Annotated in this window: 14 protein-coding genes; 5 read left to right on the top strand and 9 right to left on the bottom strand. The window is 74.4% G+C overall.

Annotated features, from left to right (window positions below; all coding sequences use genetic code 11):
• Positions 1–116: 116 nt before the first annotated feature.
• Positions 117–1205 carry a PP2C family protein-serine/threonine phosphatase gene (locus tag C6N75_RS31980; protein ID WP_105868728.1) on the bottom strand — a complete coding sequence of 363 codons (1089 nt, stop codon included), beginning with the start codon at positions 1203–1205 and terminating at the stop codon, positions 117–119.
• A gap of 120 nt (positions 1206–1325) precedes the next feature.
• Here C6N75_RS31980 and C6N75_RS11250 point away from each other — a divergent pair, with 120 nt between their 5' ends.
• Positions 1326–2687, top strand: coding sequence for a glutamine synthetase family protein (locus C6N75_RS11250; protein ID WP_105868727.1), 1362 nt, complete (start codon positions 1326–1328; stop codon positions 2685–2687).
• A 9-nt stretch (positions 2688–2696) separates the two neighbouring features.
• Here the strand turns inward: C6N75_RS11250 and C6N75_RS11245 are convergent, their stop codons facing one another.
• A complete protein-coding gene (locus tag C6N75_RS11245) occupies positions 2697–3095 on the bottom strand; it encodes an HGxxPAAW family protein (RefSeq protein ID WP_258177351.1) in 399 nt (132 codons plus the stop codon).
• Between the two features lie 82 nt (positions 3096–3177).
• On the opposite strand from C6N75_RS11245, the gene C6N75_RS11240 reads away from it, so the two are divergent.
• Positions 3178–3669, top strand: coding sequence for a MarR family winged helix-turn-helix transcriptional regulator (locus C6N75_RS11240; protein WP_105868726.1), 492 nt, complete (start codon positions 3178–3180; stop codon positions 3667–3669).
• A 35-nt stretch (positions 3670–3704) separates the two neighbouring features.
• On the opposite strand, the gene C6N75_RS11235 is transcribed toward C6N75_RS11240, so the two are convergent.
• The 5 genes from C6N75_RS11235 to C6N75_RS11215 form a co-directional block, all read right to left on the bottom strand.
• Positions 3705–4616, bottom strand: a complete 912-nt coding sequence (locus C6N75_RS11235) for a hypothetical protein (protein ID WP_105868725.1) — start codon at positions 4614–4616, stop codon at positions 3705–3707.
• Between the two features lie 31 nt (positions 4617–4647).
• Positions 4648–6609, bottom strand: coding sequence for a hypothetical protein (locus tag C6N75_RS11230; protein ID WP_146132547.1), 1962 nt, complete (start codon positions 6607–6609; stop codon positions 4648–4650).
• A gap of 97 nt (positions 6610–6706) precedes the next feature.
• Positions 6707–8224 carry an FG-GAP-like repeat-containing protein gene (locus tag C6N75_RS11225; protein ID WP_105868723.1) on the bottom strand — a complete coding sequence of 506 codons (1518 nt, stop codon included), beginning with the start codon at positions 8222–8224 and terminating at the stop codon, positions 6707–6709.
• 134 nt (positions 8225–8358) lie between these two features.
• Positions 8359–11670 carry an ALF repeat-containing protein gene (locus tag C6N75_RS11220; protein ID WP_258177350.1) on the bottom strand — a complete coding sequence of 1104 codons (3312 nt, stop codon included), beginning with the start codon at positions 11668–11670 and terminating at the stop codon, positions 8359–8361.
• Positions 11671–12017: 347 nt separating this feature from the next.
• A complete protein-coding gene (locus C6N75_RS11215; protein ID WP_258177349.1) occupies positions 12018–12512 on the bottom strand; it encodes a hypothetical protein in 495 nt (164 codons plus the stop codon).
• 376 nt (positions 12513–12888) lie between these two features.
• Here C6N75_RS11215 and C6N75_RS11210 point away from each other — a divergent pair, with 376 nt between their 5' ends.
• From C6N75_RS11210 to C6N75_RS11200, 3 genes are all read left to right on the top strand, one after another.
• Positions 12889–13917 (top strand): AraC family transcriptional regulator ligand-binding domain-containing protein, encoded by a 1029-nt coding sequence (locus C6N75_RS11210; protein WP_105868721.1) that lies wholly within the window; start codon positions 12889–12891, stop codon positions 13915–13917.
• Positions 13918–13977: 60 nt separating this feature from the next.
• Positions 13978–14499 (top strand): DinB family protein, encoded by a 522-nt coding sequence (locus C6N75_RS11205; RefSeq protein WP_105868720.1) that lies wholly within the window; start codon positions 13978–13980, stop codon positions 14497–14499.
• Positions 14500–14611: 112 nt separating this feature from the next.
• A complete protein-coding gene (locus C6N75_RS11200; protein ID WP_258177348.1) occupies positions 14612–15346 on the top strand; it encodes an alpha/beta fold hydrolase in 735 nt (244 codons plus the stop codon).
• A gap of 7 nt (positions 15347–15353) precedes the next feature.
• On the opposite strand, the gene C6N75_RS11195 is transcribed toward C6N75_RS11200, so the two are convergent.
• Together C6N75_RS11195 and C6N75_RS11190 are read right to left on the bottom strand one after the other, a co-directional pair.
• A complete protein-coding gene (locus C6N75_RS11195; RefSeq protein ID WP_105868718.1) occupies positions 15354–15785 on the bottom strand; it encodes a VOC family protein in 432 nt (143 codons plus the stop codon).
• A 67-nt stretch (positions 15786–15852) separates the two neighbouring features.
• Positions 15853–17937 (bottom strand): PIG-L family deacetylase (locus C6N75_RS11190; protein WP_322888041.1); only part of this gene is annotated, 2085 nt, incomplete at its 5' end.

Genomic DNA, 17937 nt, shown 5'->3' with positions numbered 1-17937 from the left:
CCCCCCCGCCGTTTCTCCATCGCCGGGCGGCCCTGCCCCGACCTCCCGCGGCGGCCGGTCGCCCCCGGCCCCGTCCGGCGTCGCCGGGCGGCGGCCGCCCCGTGCCCCGGCGCCGGCTACCCCCCGGCCCCGTCGGGCACTTCGAGGGCCAGCAGCGCCACGTCGTCGCCGACCTCGCCCGCGTACTCCGACAGGTCCTTCCAAACCGCCCGCACCAGCTCCACCGGCGGGCCCGGCCGCACCCGGTCCGCCAGCGGGTAGAACACCCCCGCGGCGTTCCGCGCCTCCGTCACCCCGTCGGTGTGCGCGAGCAGCACGTCCCCCGGGGCCAGCTCCACCGCGCTCGCCGGCGGCGGCCGGAAGTCGGCCAGCCCCAGCCCCCACGGCGGCCCCGGCTGCACCGCCACCTCGCATACCCCGCCGCCCGGTCCGACCACCAGCGGCGGCGGATGGCCGCAGCTCACCACCCGCACCGCCGAGCCGTCCGGCGGGAACTCCAGCAGCAGCCCGGTGGCGAACAGCTCCCCCTCGCCCCGCCGCGACGAGCCGTCCCTGTCGGCGGCGTCCACCGTCAGCCGCCGGTCCAGCCGCCGGGCCACCCCGGCCAGGTCCGGCTCGTCCAGCACCGCCTCCCGGAAGGTGCCCAGCAGCGAGGCGACCGTGCCGACCGCCCGCAGCCCGTGGCCCTGCACGTCGCCCACCACCGCCCGCACCCCGTACGGACCGGAGCGCACGTCGTACAGGTCGCCGCCGACCAGGGTGCCCCGCTCGGCTGCCCGGTACAGCGCCCCGCACCGCACCGGCCCCACCCGCTCCGGCATCGGCGGCAGCACCGCGAGCTGCGCGGCCTGCGCCACGCTGCGCACCGACACGAGCTGCGCGTCCCGGCGCACCCGGAGGGCCGCCAGCACCACGCTGGCCAGCGTGATCATCCCGTACGCCATCAGGTCCTGGTACGACACATCGTCGGCCCGGATCACCGGCAGCAGCAACAGCAGCCCCAGCGTCCCCGACACCGCCCCCGTCCCCAGCATCCCGTACACCAGCGAGGTCAGCGGCGGCACGACCGCGAACGCGAAGCCGAGTTCCAGGCTGGCCGGGGTGAGGAGCTGGACCACCACCAGCAGCGCCAGGAACGCCCACGGCAGCGCCCGCACCCAGCGCGGGGTGCGTACGCCGGGCAGCATCCGCACGCCTCGGTCCATGGCCCCAGTCTGCGAGGCCGACGTTGGGCGCGCCACGCAGGTCCATGCAGTATGGGTGCGCAACGTGCGCGTAACCGTGTGGTGGCATGCTGGCCCTGATCAGCGAGGATGGGTGTGGAAATGGACAAGCAGCAGGAATTCGTGCTCCGTACGCTGGAGGAGCGTGACATCCGGTTCGTGCGCCTGTGGTTCACCGACGTGCTGGGGTTCCTCAAGTCGGTCGCGGTCGCGCCGGCCGAGCTGGAGCAGGCCTTCGACGAGGGCATCGGCTTCGACGGCTCCGCCATCGAGGGCTTCGCCCGGGTGTACGAGTCCGACATGATCGCCAAGCCCGACCCGGGGACCTTCCAGATCCTGCCCTGGCGGGCCGAGGCGCCGGGCACCGCCCGGATGTTCTGCGACATCCTGATGCCCGACGGCTCGCCCTCCTTCGCCGACCCGCGCTACGTCCTCAAGCGCATCCTCGCCAAGACCTCCGACCTCGGCTTCACCTTCTACACCCACCCCGAGATCGAGTTCTTCCTGCTCAAGAACAAGCCCCTGGACGGCTCCAAGCCCGTCCCCGCCGACAACTCCGGCTACTTCGACCACACCCCGCAGAACGTCGGCATGGACTTCCGCCGCCAGGCGATCACCATGCTGGAGTCGATGGGCATCTCCGTCGAGTTCAGCCACCACGAGGGCGCGCCGGGCCAGCAGGAGATCGACCTCCGCTACGCCGACGCCCTCTCCACCGCCGACAACATCATGACCTTCCGCCTGGTCATGAAGCAGGTGGCCCTCGAACAGGGCGTCCAGGCCACCTTCATGCCGAAGCCGTTCTCGGAGTACCCGGGCTCCGGCATGCACACCCACCTCTCGCTCTTCGAGGGCGACCGCAACGCCTTCTACGAGTCCGGCTCGGAGTACCAGCTCTCCAAGGTCGGCCGCTCCTTCATCGCCGGCCTCCTGCGCCACGCCGCCGAGATCTCCGCCGTCACCAACCAGTGGGTCAACTCCTACAAGCGCATCTGGGGCGGCTCGGCCCGCACCGCCGGCTCCGGCGGCGAGGCCCCCTCCTACATCTGCTGGGGCCACAACAACCGCTCCGCCCTCATCCGGGTCCCCATGTACAAGCCCGGCAAGACCGGCTCCGCCCGCGTCGAGGTCCGCTCCATCGACTCCGGCGCCAACCCCTACCTCTCCTACGCCGTCCTCCTCGCCGCCGGCCTCAAGGGCATCCAGGAGGGCTACGAACTCCCCGCCGGCGCCGACGACGACGTCTGGGCCCTCTCCGACGCCGAACGCCGCGCCATGGGCATCGAGCCCCTCCCGCAGAACCTCGGCGAGGCCATCTCCCTCATGGAGCGCAGCGAACTCGTCGCCGAGACCCTCGGCGAGCACGTCTTCGACTTCTTCCTCCGCAACAAGAAGCAGGAGTGGGAGGAGTACCGCAGCGAGGTCACCGCCTTCGAGCTGCGGAAGAACCTGCCGGTGCTGTAGGAGGGCAGGTCAGGCCGGATCGGCCGCCTCCGCTGCGGGGGCCGGAACGCCGGCGGTCCCCGCGAAGGCGGTTCGCGCGCCGGGCATCTCCGTGCGGGCCGTCTTCGGGACGCGCCCCGCGAGGCGGCAGCCGAGGCAGCCGGGGTGACCGGTGCGGGCGGAGTGGTCGCGGGTGCGCCAAGGCTGCTGGGCAGGCGGCCGGGGGCCGGAGGGCTTGCCCCAGCCGGCCAGGTGCAGCAGCCAGGTGACCGCTGCGGCCGCCGCGAGGACGGCGCCGCCGGCGGCCAGGAGGACGGGCGAGGCGGCGATGAGCCCCGAGCCCAGCACCGCGAAGCCCGCCGCGGCGACCGCCGTCCCGGTCCAGCCCGCCACCGTGTGGCCGAGGTCGGCGTCTCCGTGCATACCCATGGCGTTCCTTCGCGCAGACTGAGAGGGGCTCGCGATCATTTATCTCACGAGCTAAGTAACTTAGATGCTAAGAGGAATGCGCATGGCTGACAAGAAGCGCCCGGCGGCCACGCCCGGACAGGCGCAGCAGGCGATGGACCGGATGATCGCCGCCGCGCAGTCCGGCCAGCAGGACATCGCCCGCCGGCTCGGCCTCAACATCACCGACCTGACCTGCATGGGCTTCGTCATCGCGGCGGTCGAGGCCGGCGAGAGCCCGTCCCCCGGTGACCTCGCCGAGAAGGCCCGGCTGACCACCGGCGCGGTCACCGGCGTCCTCAACCGCCTGGAGAAGGCCGGCTACGTCCGCCGCGCCCCGGACCCCGACGACCGCCGCAGGCTGCGCATCACCGTCGAGGAGTCCGCCGCCCGCCGGCTGCGCGACGTCTACGGCCCCTTCTACCAGCGCCTCGCCGCCCTCTTCGCCGGCTACTCCGCCACCGAGGTCGCCCTCCTCACCGACGCCTTCACCCGCGTCGAGGGCCTCCTGCGCGAGTCCAGCGCCGAGCTGGACGACGAAGCCCCGGCGTCCTAGGGGGCGCCGGGGCTTCGTCGGTCACTGGGTCTCGGTCACTGGATCAGGGTGGCGTGCGGATGGTCCGGGGACGCCGGGCAGACGTAGAGCTGAAGGTGGTTGCCCCGGGAGATGACGACGCCGGGTGGGTTCTCCGTGCCCGGCGCGGCGTCGGCCCGGTCCTCGTACGGGATCCAGCCGCGGGTGCTGCTGTCCCATTCGCCGGAGGGGACGGTCAGCAGGGGGTCCATCCCGGTGCCGCAGGCGGCGCAGTGCCGGACGACGGGGTCGGTGAGGCCCCAGGGCGGCCAGCCGCCGACCTTCCAGCCGGGGGCGAGGGACAGCTCGTCCGAGTAGAAGGAGTCCGGGTACGCGGCGTAGGCGGCGTCCACGTCGGACCCGGACGCCAGCCACTCGCCGCGGTCCGCCAGTCGCCCCTGGAAGTCCTTGTCCAGGGCCAGCAGGCCGGGGTACTCGGTGATCTGCTCGGGCGCGAGCACACACGGCACCGGCACGTACTCCTCGTACTCGACCTCCTGCGTCTTCGGCGGAGCCGTGAGGACGTCGGCGACCTCGGTGGAGGAGCGCCACACCAGCGCGGTCGGCGGTTTGTACTCCGGCGGGTGCTCGCACGGGCACCACAGCACCTGGAGCAGGTCGGCCCCCGCCGGCGGCCGGAGCTGGGGTGCGTCGCGTACGTACAACTGAACCACCGGCAGCATGGCGTTCGGGCCCTGCTGGAATCCGGCCAGCCAGTCGTCGACCCGGCCGTCGTGCCACTCGTGCTCCTCCTGGCAGTAAGGCCAGGGTTCGCCGGCGGGCCACAGCAGCGGCCCGCCGACGGAGCTCTCGTACGGCGTCGGCGACCCGGGGCGGGGATGCAGACGGGTCGCCGTGCGTGCCAGCGGGACCAGTCGAGGGAAGGCCGCGGCGACGTCGAAGGGTCGCGGCGGGGTGGTACGGCTCATCGTGGCTCCCGGTGGCGGGTGTCAGCTGCGGTCAGTTCCCCATGTTCAGCGTGCCGGTGGGGCCCCTGGTGTTGGTGACGTAGACGTCCGGGAAGAGCGGCTGCGACGTGCCGTCGGCGCGCTGGATCGTCCCGGTGATCGTGACCCCGTGGGGGATCGTGCTGGTGGCGTCCAGATACGTGGGCGTCACCTGGTAGAGGACGGCGTCGTTCGGCCCGAGGATGCCGCCCGCCGACGGTTCCGCCACCGCGTTCGCGAGCACGGCCTCGTAGGACCGCATGCTGGGCGATCCGGTGTTCATCCCGTACTGCCAGCAGGGGACGAGATTGGACGCGCCGACGGGGTTGTCGTTGCCCTTGCCGCCGATGACGTTCGGTATGAGGTGGCACCGGGCGAGCCCGGTCGTGGGCGGGTGGAGGCGGTTGAACTCCTGGGCGTCCTGCCAGCCGGTGATGTCGCCTGCCGCAGGGGAGCCCTGCTCGTGCTTTCCGGGGCCGAGGCACACCTGGGCCAGGGCGGCCCGGACGCCGGGCGGACCGAGCGGGCTGGTGGTCTTGTTGGTGTGCGGCACCGGGGCCGTGGTGTTCCGGATCCAGCCGTGGGTGAGCTGCTGCACCCCGGACGACGGCATGTTGCTCCGGCAGTCGGCCAGCGGCTCGGTGACCGAGCCGGAGATCTCGACCTTGAACGCCTCGGACTCCAGGATGCGCTCCTCGGCGTAGCCCGCGGCGAGCCGGCTCTCGGCGGCCCGCTGGTCGGCGTCCGGGACGTGGGCGCGCGCACAGCGCTTGTTCGCGGCGTCCTTCAGCACGTGGACGTTCCACCCGCTGCTGCCGCGCGTGGGGACGACCTCGGCGCACTCGGCGGCGTCGGCTCCTCCCTCGTGGGTGGACGAGAAGGGGAAGGAATCGCAGGTGTCCGTCGGCACGAGGTCCGTACGGACCTGGAAACCCGCGCAGCTCCGGGCGGCCCGGTCGGCCGTCCCGTTCTTGGCCCGGGTCAGCGGTGTGGCGCGTCCCCAGCCGCCGGCGAGGCTGTTCTGCGCCCAGAGGTACCCGGCCGCGGCGGCGCCCGCGCCCGGCGCGGTCTGCTGATCGCTCATCGTGACGACCGGCATGACGTGCGGCATGACGCAGCCGCGGTCGGGTGCGGTGGTGGAGGCGAGGTCGCGGACGGCGTCGTCGCAGCGGATCTTCTCCGGACTGCTCCAGGAGGCGGTCGCATCGGTGATCTGGGCGCCGGGGGAGGAGACGTACATGGTGTACGACGTGGTGAAGTCGGCCTGGGCGCCGGGGGCGGGGGCGGACTCGTATTGCGTGGGACCGCTCACGACCTGGTCCGTGACCATGGTCTTCTTGACGAACGGCATGTCCTTCCTGGCCGTGCAGCCGGCCGAGCAGCTCACTCGGAAGCGCACGTCCAGGGACTTCACGGACCCGGTCGTACCGGTCATGGTCACCACGACCAGCTCTTTCCAGGTGTCGCCCCTGGCGGGCAGCGTGGCGCTGGTCGACACGTCGAGCGTCCCGGTGCCGAGGGTCCTGCCGTTGGTGTCCCGGAGGGTGTACAGCACGGTCAGGCCGTGCGCGCAGTATCCGTGGCGGCTGTACCAGAACTTCCCGGGGTCGGTGATGTCGCAGGTCGCCGAATCCGCCGCGGCACGCTGGGCGGTGCGGGACCGCGGCGCCGTGGTGGGCGCCGGCTTGGCGCTCACGGTGACGCAGGCCTTCACGGCGCCCGCCCGGCGTTCGCGGGAGCCGGCGACCGTGGGCTCGCAGCTCTCCCGGGAAGTCACCTTGACGGGTGAGGACGTGGTGGGAGCGGGAGCGGGGGCCGTAGGGGCTGAAACGATTCTGCTGGTGCCGGCGGCCTGGGCGCCCGGTGTCTGTGCGGGCGCGGTCGGGCGGTCGGCGGCGGTGGCGGTGCCGGCCGCCGTGAGGCTGAGGGCGAGGAGGAGGGCGGGCAGCGCCCGTCTCGTGTGTGATCGGATCATGTCATCTCTCGGGTGGGAGATTCGCGGCCTGGGGCGCGGCACGCCTCGCACCGTGGACGTCACGGTGCGAGGCGTGCGCGCGCATCTGCGAGGAGGGCTAGCTGATGGACTGGACGGTGTCCCAGTCGCCGTTGCCGACCTGGACGCTCGGGCCGTCGATGGGCCCGTGGATGTCCGCTCCGCCCTTATAGAACTTGAGCGTGCCGTCGCCGGCGGTGGCCCACATGTCGGCGACGCCGTCGCGGTTGGCGTCCGCGGCGCCCGCGATCAGCGGCCGGAACGAGGTGGTGTAGCCGCGGCCGAACTCGGTGCGGTCGCCGACGCCGCCGCCCGGCTGGCCGAGGTAGACGTAGAGGACGCCGTCACGGGTGTCGCGGGCCAGCAGGTCGGGGCGGCCGTCCTTGTTGGCGTCACCCGGGGCGGTGACGGTCATGACCCGCCAGCCGCCGGTGCCGATCTGGATCGGCGTACCGTGCTTGGGAGTCGGGCCGGGCACGCCCGGGTAGATCCAGAGCTTGTCGTCGGAGTTCACGGCGAGGTCCGCGTGCCCGTCGCGGGTGGCGTCGCCGATGCCGACGACCTTGGCGGTGGTGGGCAGGGTGCCGATCTTGACCGGCGCGGCCAGCGTGCCGTCGCCGCGGTTGGCGTACACCCGCAGCTCGCCGCCGACGATGGCGACGACGTCCTCCACGCCGTCACCGGTCCAGTCGCCGCGGTGCGTCACCTGGGCGCCGCCCCAGCCGCCGGTGCCGATGACGGCCGGCGTGCCGAGCGCCCCGGTACCGGTGCCCGGGTAGAGCCGCAGCTTGCCGTCGTCCATGACGGCGACCAGGTCGGGCTTGTTGTCGCCGGTCATGTCGCCGGGGACGGGGGTGACCTGGTGGGTGATCCAGGTGCGCACGTCGTCGACGCGGGTGGCGACGGCGCCGGTGCGGGTCTCGGTGGCGGGCGTGCCGAGGCAGCCGCCCTGCCAGGACCGGCTGGCCACGGCGACGAGTTCCTGGACCTGGCCGTTGACGCGCAGGACCGGGCCGCCGGCGTCGCCCTGGCAGATGACCGCGTCGCCGGCCGGGGTCAGCGCGACGTCCGCGGTGCCGTCCCCGGTGGCGGTGAACGCGCCGGTGTGCAGCTTGGTGGGGGTCCACTCGGTCTTCGTGCGGCCGAAGCCGGCCGCCGTGACGGCCTGGCCGGCGGTGACCGGCGCGGCCGCCAGGGCGACCGGCTTCACCCCGGCCACGCCGGTGTTCAACTTGACCAGGACGAGGTCCCGGTCGGGGTGCGGGACCAGCTCGACGGCGCTGCGCACCGCGCCGGCCGAGGTCTGCGCCAGGTCGGTGCGCCCGACGGTGACGGTGGTGGCGGCGGCGGGCTTGCCGGCCGCCGGCCGGCCGTTCGCGGCGAAGCAGGAGGCGGCGGTCAGGACCCAGCGCTGGGAGACCAGCGAGCCGGTGCAGGCGCGATCGGAGTCGCCGACCAGGATGCGCGCGGCGAAGGTGTGGCCCGCGGGGGCGTCCGGGCCCGGCAGGGCCTGGGCGGGCGAGGCGAGCAGGCTCAGGCCCACCGCGCCGGAGGCGACGGCGGCGGACAACTGGGCGCGTCTCTTGGACTGTGACATGTGCGTTCTCTCCGAGAAGGGTGCGTGGGGTGCGCGCGGCGTCCTGCGGACCGTCGGCGCGTGCGTCACGGCCGCTGCGGCCGACACGGCGGTGCGGAAGGGGTCGTGCGCGGTTCAGGAGCGGGCGGACGGCGTCATCGGCGGGCGAACTCGACGGTGACCGGGGAGAGCACGTCGTCCACGACCTCCCCGACCTTCTTCGCCATGGACTTCACGGCCGGGCCGAGGACCCGGCCGCCTCCGCGGGTGAGGAGGTTGAGGGCGGTCCCGCCGGCGGTGTTCATGAACTCGCTGCTGGTGAAGCCGTACTCGATGCCGGTCGCGACGACGCTGATGCCGCCGGCCAGCAGGGAGACGCCGCCGAGGACCGCCGCGATGGTGCCCGTGATCGGCGCGGCGGGCAGGAAGAGGGAGGCGAGGCCGAAGCCGGCCGCGAGGTAGCCGGTGGCCGTGGCGACCTCCCCCGAGATCTCGGCCCACCACTTCGCGTCCTTCCAGAACACCTCCTGGCCGGCCTCGGCGGGGACGGGCTGCTTCACCTCGTCGTGCTCGGGGGTGTCCGCGGGGTTCTGCTTGGTCTCCCGGTTCTTCTTCTGCTCCTCGGCGGCCCGCCTGGCCTCCTCCGCGATCTCGCGGCGGCGGAGGTTCACCGTGATCTGCCGCGCCTGGCTGGCGGCGGTGGCGGCGGCACTGGCGTTCTGACCGGCCGTCACCGCCGCGCGGTGGGCGCTGCTGGCGGACCCGCGGGCCTGGGCGGAGGACCGTACGGCGCTGCGCGCGGAGCTGAGGGCGCGGTTGGCGGAGTAGTTGGCCGAGCGGGAGGCGGTCCTGGCGGTGTGGGCCGCCGTCTTGGCCTTGTTCGCGGACGTCTTGGCGTCGGAGGCGGCCTTGTCCGCGGCGTCGGCGTTCTTCTGGGCCTGGGCGGCGTAGTCGGAGGCGTCGTTCGCGGCGGCCACCGCCTTGTCGCCCCACTCCCGCGCCTCCTCGCCGGCCTTGCGCGCGTCCGCCGCGACCTGGGAGGCGAGCGCGGCGTCCTTCTGAGCCTCCAGCGCGACCTTCCAGGCGGCCGCGATGGCGCCCCGGATGGCCTCCTGGTGGCTGAGGGAGTCGTGGTCCAGCTCGGCCGCCCGGTGCTGGAGCTGGTCGACCAGGACGCGGCGCATCCAGCCGGGCCCCTCCAGCGCCACCTCGGAGTACGTACGGGTGTACACCCCGCCGGTGGCGAGCAGGTTCGTGGCGGTGACGGCGTCGTCCTCCCGCACGGCCTCTTCCAGGCCGGTGTCGAAGAAGTCCTGGAGCGCCTTGGGGGTGTTGCTGTTGAGGGCCTTGTTGCCCTCGCGGACGACACCCTTGCCCGGATTGGCGTTCAGGATCCGGAAGATGTTGATCCGGTTCTCGGTGGACCGGGCCCGCAGCACACCGGAGGTGTTGAAGTCGCCCACGGCCTGCGCGCTGCCGTCGGCCAGCGCCGCGGCCGCCGCGGCGGCGACCACGGGGTCGGAGACCTGCGCGAGGTACAGGGTCGCCTCGCGGTCGTCCTGGGCCTCCGCGAGCGTCCGGTCGAGGTCGACCCAGGAGATCACGTCCCAGTCGCTGCCGGAGAGCGCGAACTGCGCCGCCTCACGGGTCCAGGTGCCCCGGGAGTCCAGCAGAGCGATGGCGGCCTTGCGGCCGAGCGTGGTGGCGAGGTTCATGTCGTCGGCCTGCAAGGCCGCCTCCGCCCGGCTGATCAGGTCCCGGGTGGCGGCCTCGGCCTGCTGTGCCTGGGTGCGCCGGTCGGCGGCGGCCGCCCGGTCGGCGGCGTCGATCCTCGCCAGGGCGCGGGCCTCCTCGACGGCCTGCTTCTTGTCCTCCTCCAGGTTGGCCAGTTCGGCGGCGCGGGCCTTGCGCTCGACCTCCTCCGCGTCCATGACCGCCTTGGTGGCCGCGTCGGCGGCCTTGACCGCCTGGTTCGCGAAGGCGGTGGACTTGTTGGCGAAGTCGATCCCCTGGCCGGCGTACTTGACCGCCTCCTCCGCGGCGTCGGCGGCCTTCTCCGCGTGGCCGGCCGCCGAGTTGGCGGCGTCGCGCGACGCCCGTGCCGAGGCGGCGGCGGTGCCGGCCAGGTCCTGGGCCCTGGCCGCGGCGCCGGTCGCCTGCTGGGCCGCGGTGCTGGCGATCTGCGCCTGCTGCTTCGCCTGCGCGGCCTGCCCGCCGGCCGCGCCGGCGGCCGCGGCGGCCTGCGCGGAAGCGGCCGCGGCGGCCGCCGCGTTGCGCGCGGCCGAAGCGGAGGAGGCCCCCGCGCTGGCCGCCTGCTGGGAGGCGACGGCCGCCTGCTCGGCGGCCGCCGCCGAGTTGCGCGCCTGGGCGGCCGCGTTGCGGGCCGCGACGGCGGCGTTCTTGGCCTCGCCGCTCCTGGCGGCGTCCTTCGAGGCGGCGATGGCCGCGTTGTAGGCGCGCGAGGCGGCCGACCCGGCGTTGGCGGCGGCCTGGGAGGCGGCGGTGGCCGCCGAGGAGGCACGGCGTGAGGCTTCGACGGCCGCGCTGGAGGAGCGGATCGCGGTCCGGGCGGCCGAGGCCGCCCCCTGGGCGGCGGTCGCCGCCTTCGTCGCCGCCGCGGCGGACTTGTCGACGTCGCCCTTGCCCAGCGCGGCTTCGGCCGCCGCTGTCTCGGCCGCGGTCTTCGCCTTGGCCGCGGCCGAGACGGCCCGCTCCGACGCCTCGATCGCGAGGTCCGTCTTGGCCTGGGCACGCTGGGACTCGCGGACGACGACGGCGACGAGCTGCTCGATGGAGGCGGACTCCTGGTCCCGGGCGCGGGCGATGTGCTGGCCGGTGTCGAGGTACCACTGGATGTCGTCGGCGGTGCCGCTGAGGGCGCGGTCGGCGTACTTGGTGACCTCCGGCCCGGCGCCGATGAGGCTCGCCGTGACCTCGATGCGCGCGTCCTCCAGACGGGCCGTGTACTGGCCCGTCGTCAGGAAGCCCTCCAGCGCGGACTGCGTGCCGGCGTCGACGGCGGCCGATCCGTCGCGCTTGACCGCCTTGCCGCCGGTGTTCACCACGGCGAGCGCGGCGACACGCAGGTCCTCGGTGATCGAGGCGCGGTAGCCGTCCCGCACGAACGCGGCGATGGCGCCGTCGCCGCCGTCCAGGGCTGCCGACGCGTCCCGGCGGATGGCCTTGCCGCCGCGTGCGAGGTAGGAGAAGGCCGCGACGCGGTTGTCCTCCGCGGACGTCTTGGGCAGCACTCCGGTCAGGAAGGCGGTGACGTCGTCGTCGGTGCCGCTCAGGGCCAGGGCGGCGGCGGGCCGGGTGGCCTTGCCGCCCAGCATGTAGGCGCGGACCGCCTTGGCCCTCGGGGTGTCGGGGAGGTCGAGCAGGCCACCGTCGCCGGCGGGGGTGGCCGCCAGCACCGGTGAGCTGAGGAAGCTGGGAGTGGACGCGGCGGCCACGGAGGCTGTCACGACTGTGACGAAGCGCCGACGACTCCAGAAGGTTGTCTGCACGCGAGCACCTTCGTTCGGTCGAATGGGTCGGGAGGTGGCGGTCCGGGAGGTGGGCGCGGAGAGGTCGCCGGGGGCGGGCCCGTGCGGCGCCTTCGGCTGCCCGAACCCGACGCGGGCCGCGGGAGCGGGGTCACCCGGAGCGGCGGCGGGGCCGGCCGCGCCCGGAACGCCTGAGGAGAATCGTTTCTTCAGTGCCGGCCGCAGTCAGGCGCAGCGCCGGCCGCACCGGACGCAGGCGCCGGCCGCAGTCGGCGGCAGTGCCGGCCGGACCGGGTGTCGCCGGAGGCCGGCGACGAGCTCGACGACTACTTGCTGGTCCGGATCTCGATCAGCATGTGCTCGCGCGCGTCCGGGTCGGTGGTCTCGCCCACGGGCGTCCACTGGTTCGGCGTGATGTCGAACGACTTCTCCTCGGCGCCCACCGTCATGTCGACCGTGGTGTCGTAGTCGTTCCCCCTGACTCCGTACACCGAGGGGATCTCCATGGTCAGGAAGCCGGAGTCGCCGGTCACCTTGAAGCAGACCGGGACCGCGTCCTCCGGGCGTCGCATGATCTGAAGGAGCCCCGCCTCGCTGCCGCACTCGGCGAGGGTGATGTGCCCGTCCCCGCGCTTCAGCGTGATGCCCTGGTCCCGCAGGATGACGTCCGCGTTCGGGTAGCCGAAGGTCTCCACGGCGAACCCGGGAGTCCCCTCCGTCGCGACCGCGCGGCCCGCGCCGGCGGCCGGGTTGGTCAGGGCGGCCACCGCCGCCGCGGCGCCCAGCGCCGCGACCGTGCTCAATGTGGCGATACGTCTCATGTAGCGCAAGTCAGTTCCTTTGCACGCTCAGGAAGCCCACCGTCCGGGCGGCGGTCAGGCGCGTCCGAGAGTGGACTTGTGAACTCCGTTAACATCCCTCTTCGGTCAGGCGACGACCCGGCGGAGGGGCGGGGGTGGAGCCGTGACGCGAAGCGTCGACCGGACACCGGTTGCACCGATGGTCCGGGACCCCACCCCCGGGGGTCCTGTGCGCGGCCCCGGCATTCACATCCCCCATCCGAGGCCACGAGGACACGACATGACGCTAGACCCCGGGCGCCGCCCCGCGAAGGGCCCCACGCGCCACCAAGCGGGCCCGGCGCGCCATTCCGGAGCGGCGGAACTCCGCCCGACGGAGCGTGCGGCGCCGCCCGAGGTGCCGCAGCACCCGGGGACCACCCCCGCTTCCTTCACCCGGCTGAACGCCGAGGCCGCCCGGCTGCTCGGCGTACGCCCGGCCCAGTACGCCGACCTCCTCGGCATGGCCCCCGAGCACCTGACGCACGACCGCTACCGCATCCCGGCGTCCACCAACGTCCGCCTCTGGGAACTGATGGTCCTGCACGCCCCGTGGCAGGACGTCGCCTCGCACATGGCGCGGCAGAGCACCCTCGGCGCCCTCGGCATCTGGGACTACCTCGTCACGCAGACGCCGACCCCGCTCGAAGGGCTCCGCGACGGCGCGCGCTACCTCCCCACCGCGGCGGACGCCGGCACCGAGATGCTCCACATCGAGGAGACCGAGCAGCACGTCACCATCAGCCACGTCAACGCGGCCGACCTCACCGCCGACGTCGCCTCGGCGATACGGGCCTACTCCCTCGCGCTCTTCACCCAGCGCGTCAGCGACGCGTCCCGGCGCACCGTCGTCCCCACCCGCGTGGCCCTCGCCGCCCGGGCTCCCCGGACCCACGGGATCCTCACCCGGCTCTACGGCACCCGCGTCGTCGACTTCGCCAGCCCCGTGAACTCCATCACCTTCCGGGCCGCCGACCTCCGCGTCCCCCAGCCCCACGCCCCCGGCCTCTCCGACCTGCTGCGCAGCCACGCCGACCAGTCCCTTGCCGAGGCCGTCCCGCTGCGCGACTGGCTCGACCTGTTCCGCACCACCCTCCGCGGCGTCCCGGACGACGAGCCCCCGACCCTGCGCGCGCTGGCCCAGCGCATGGCCCTCAGCCCCCGCACCCTCCAGCGCCGCCTGGAGGAGCACCGCACCACCTGGTCCGACGAACTCCAGTCCGTACGCCGGGAGAACACCCTCCACCTGCTGGCCTCGACCGACCTGACGCTCGACGCCGTCGCCCGGCGCGCCGGCTTCGCCGACACCGGCGGTCTGCGCCGCGCCGTCCGGCGCTGGACGGGGCAGTCCCTGACCGCCGTCCGCGGCCGCGACGACGACACCTGATCCGAACGCGCGCGCTAATCCGGATGCGCCCCGGGCGGTGGGCCGTTACCGTCCGGCGGCATGACCTCCATATCCCGGGACCGGCCGCCGTTCGAGGCGGATGAGCGTACGCAGTTGACGGGCTGGTACCAACTCCAGCGGTCCATCGTGCACTTCAAGTGCGAGGGGCTGTCCGAGGCGGACGCGCGGCGGGCGGTGCTGCCGGACTCCCCGTCGATGACCGTCGCCGGGATCGTGTCCCACCTGCGGTGGGTGGAGCACTGCTGGTTCGAGGTGCTGTTCCTGGGCGGGGACCCGTCCGTGAACCCGTCGTTCGACGAGGAAGTCGAGGACGCGGACCTGATGCCCGCCGAGGGCGTCCCGCTGGAGCAGTTGCTGGCGGAGTACGCGGAGCAGTGCGCGCGCAGCGACGAGATCATCGCCGCGCACGCGCTGGAGACGACGGGCAGGCACCCCGACTTCACCTCCGCCCGCGCCAGCCTGCGCTGGATGGTGCTGCACATGGTCGAGGAGACCGCCCGGCACGCCGGCCACCTGGACACCATCCGGGAGCTGCTGGACGGGGAGAAGGGCTACTACTAGCCCAACCCCCCGATGAGCATGCCCGGCGGCCCGTTCCCCCATGGGGCCGCCCCTACGCGCGCCGGGGCCACCGAGCCGGTCGGCCGCGGCGCGACGACGACGGAGGTACGCAGTGGACACCCAGGCTCACGCCGGCGCAGGCCGGCCGTCCCTGCTGCTGGTCCACGGGGCATGGCACGGAGCCTGGTGCTGGGAGCCGCTACGCGCCGCCCTGGGCGCCGACGGCCGGCGGTCCCACGCCGTCGACCTGCCCAGCGCCGGCTCCGCCGACCGTGACCGCCGGGCGGGCATGCGGGACGACGCGGACGCCATCCGGGAGGCCCTGCGGGGCATCGACGGCCCGGTGGTGGTGGTCGCCCACTCCTACGGCGGCGTCCCGGCCACCGAGGCCGTCGCGGGGGCCGGGAACGCGGTGGGCGTGGTGTACGTCGCCGGCTTCCCCCTGGACGTCGGGGACAGCATGGCCGCGTTCCTCGGAACACCGGTGCCCGACGACGGCACCGGCCTCGCCCCGCCGTACGAGGACTCCCGCCGGATGCTCTTCGCCGACGTCCCCGAGGCCGACGCCCGCCGTGCCGTCGCCAGGCTGCGCCCGCACAGCGTCCGCGCCTTCACCGAGCCCGTGACGGCGGCCGGATGGCGGACCCTGCCCTCGCACTACGTCGTGTGCGAGCACGACCAGGCGCTCGAACCCGCCCGGCAGCACGAACTGGCCAGGCGCGCCGACGTCGTCCACCGACTGCCGAGCGGCCACTCGCCGTTCCTGTCCATGCCCCGGCGGCTCGCCGCCCTCCTGGGCCGGATCGCCGACGCCGCCCTGCCCGCGCCGCCACCGGGCGGGAAGTGACGCCAGGTCAGCGTTCGGAGAGTTCCGCCGGGGCCTCCTGGACGGTCCAGCCGTTGCCGTCCGGGTCGGTGAAGGAGAGGAAGGAGTTCCAGGTCTCGCCCTTGCCCTCGGTCCAGCCGGCGGGGCCGACGTGGCGGACGGGGCTCGCGTCGACGCCGCGCGAGACGAGTTCCTCGCGGGCGGCCTCGATGTCCGTGACGCAGAGCTGGAGGCCGTGCAGGGTGCCGGGGGCCATGGCCGACTCGCCGGGGGCCGGCGGCAGGCCGCTCTGGAGGGCGATCGAGCAGCGCGAACCGGGCGGGGTGAGCTGGACGATCCGCAGGCCCGGCGCCACCTCGGCGTCCGTGTCCACGTGGAAGCCGCACTGCTGCGCGTAGAAGTCCCGCGCCCGGTCCACGTCGGAGACCGGGACCATGACCACTTCGAGTGTCCAGTTCATGGCCGGACGGTAGGCCGGGGAGAGCCGGGCGGCAAGAGGGGAGGGCCGGACGGGGCAGCGGCCGGCGTCAGTGCGACGCCGCCGTCGCCCAGGGGGTCCACGTCAGCCGGCCGTCCAGGGTGAGCGCGGCGACGCCGCCGGGGGCGGTCGCGGGGGCGCCGGCGAACAGCGGGCCGCCGCCGCCCGTCCAGGGGCGGCCCGGGGCGGGGGAGAGGGACAGACCGCCGGGCCGGCCGCGCAGGGCCAGACCGCCGCCGTCCGGCGCGGCGACGACCGAGCCGTGGCCGGAGCGGCCGCCGCCGACCTCGGTCACCGGCCCCGCCGGGCGGCCGCCGCCAACGAACCGGGCCGAGCGGGCGTCACCGCTCACCGGCTCCCGGAACCACAGCCGTACGCCGTCCTGGCCGTCGGGGACGGCGCTCAGGGCCACCGTGGTGGCAGGCAGGCCGGTCGCCACCGGGCCGGATGCCGCGCCGGTACGGGGACGGGTGGTCCAGGCCAGGACGGTACGGGGGGTCGCGGCGAAGACGTAGCCGCGGCCGGCGGCGTCCACCGCCGCCACCGGGTCGCCGTGCAGGTCCTTTCCGCCGGCCGGCCGCCAGGAGCCGTAGCCGCCGTCGGGGCGCTGCACGGCCACGCTCATCGCGTGCCGCCCGTCGCGGACGTAGACGGACGCCCGGCCGGCGCGGTCCACCACGACGGCCGGCATGCTGATGTCGGAGCCGGTCGCCGCGTCCCCCGGCTCCGGGCTGCCCAGCGACCGCCACGGGCCGAACAGCCCGCCCGGCGACGCCTGGGTGCGCACCGCCACCTCTCGGCGGTAGCCGCCGCCCGCCGCGCCCAGCTCGGTGCGCGTGCCGTAGACCGAGAGCCGGCCGTCCGGCAGCCGGACCGGCACCACCCCGCCGTCCAGCCCGGCCCCGTCCTGGAGCACCGGGCCGGCCCAGTCGGCCCCGGCGTCCGGGCGGTGCCACACGGCGAGCCGGCCGTCCAGCACGCCGAAGCCGTACAGCTCACCGGGGCGCGCCCCGGGCTGCACCCAGGACGCCGAGCCGGAGCGGGCGTAGCGGACGGACTGCGCCCAGTCGCGCCCGGCGGGCCGGGCGGCCACCTTGCGGTCGCCGCAGCCGGCCGGGTCCCCGCAGTGGTCGGTGTGGTCGCTCCAGGCGTACGTCTTGAGGGTGCGCAGCTTCGCCTCGAAGGTGCCGCGGTCGAGCGAGTGCGGCAGCGAACCGGTGGAGTAGCCCAGGTAGTTCTGCACCCCGAACGCGGGGCGGCCGGGGCGCTCGGCGTACCGGGCGAGGCCGGCCTGCACGAACCGCGCCCCGTACATGTGGTCCTGGTGGTCCGACAATCGTCCGGTGCGGTCGTTGAGGCCGGGGGTGGGGTCGAGCATCCGGACGAAGGTGGGCCGGAAGCGGCGCAGCACCCCGTCGATGGTGTCGATCACCTGCTCGCGGCTGTACGCGAAGTCGTCGCGGACCGGTGAGCCGGCGGCCAACTGGGAGGCGAGGGCGTCGGTCCTGCCGTCCCACAGGCCGCGCAGGCTGTTCGGCCGGTCGTCGCTGACGGTGCCGGCCTCCTTCAACTGGAGCCAGACCAGGCTGATCTGGGGCCGGGCGCGCAGGGTGTCCAGCTCGGCCCGGGCGCCGCCGGCGGTGGTGATCGCGGTGCGGTCCCAGGGGCTGGTGCGGTCGCCGGTGGCCATCTCGGCGTACGCGGCGCGTATCCCGTTCTGGCGGGCCTCGGCGTACGCCGCCTTGTCGGCGCGCGGACGCGGGTCCTGGCGGCGGGAGTTGCGGCCGTCGGACTCGCCGGCGGTGAGGTACACCGAGGTGAGGCTTCGGCCGGAGGATATGGACTGGCTGGTGTCGGGGTTCATGAAGAACAGGTCGTCGTCCGGGTGGGACATGAACTGGACGACGGACTCGCCGCCGGTGCGCACCGGCTTGACCGCGAGCGCCTCCGGCACCCCGCGGCTCGGCACGTCCGAGGCGTCGGAGGAGCCGGTGGTCGCCACCAGGACGCCGCCGGTGATGCCGAGCAGGGCGGCGATCGGCGCGGCGACGAGCACACCGCGGCGGACGGCGGACGGGACGGCTGCCGTCAGGCGGCCGGCGGGGCGGCGGGAGGTCATGGCGGACTCCGGGCG

It is taken from the genome of Streptomyces solincola, from assembly GCF_002982015.1.
In the GTDB taxonomy this organism is placed as follows: Bacteria; Actinomycetota; Actinomycetes; order Streptomycetales; family Streptomycetaceae; genus Streptomyces; species Streptomyces solincola.
Note: the sequence above shows the minus strand (reverse complement) of the source record. Positions and strands in the feature narration are given on the sequence as shown.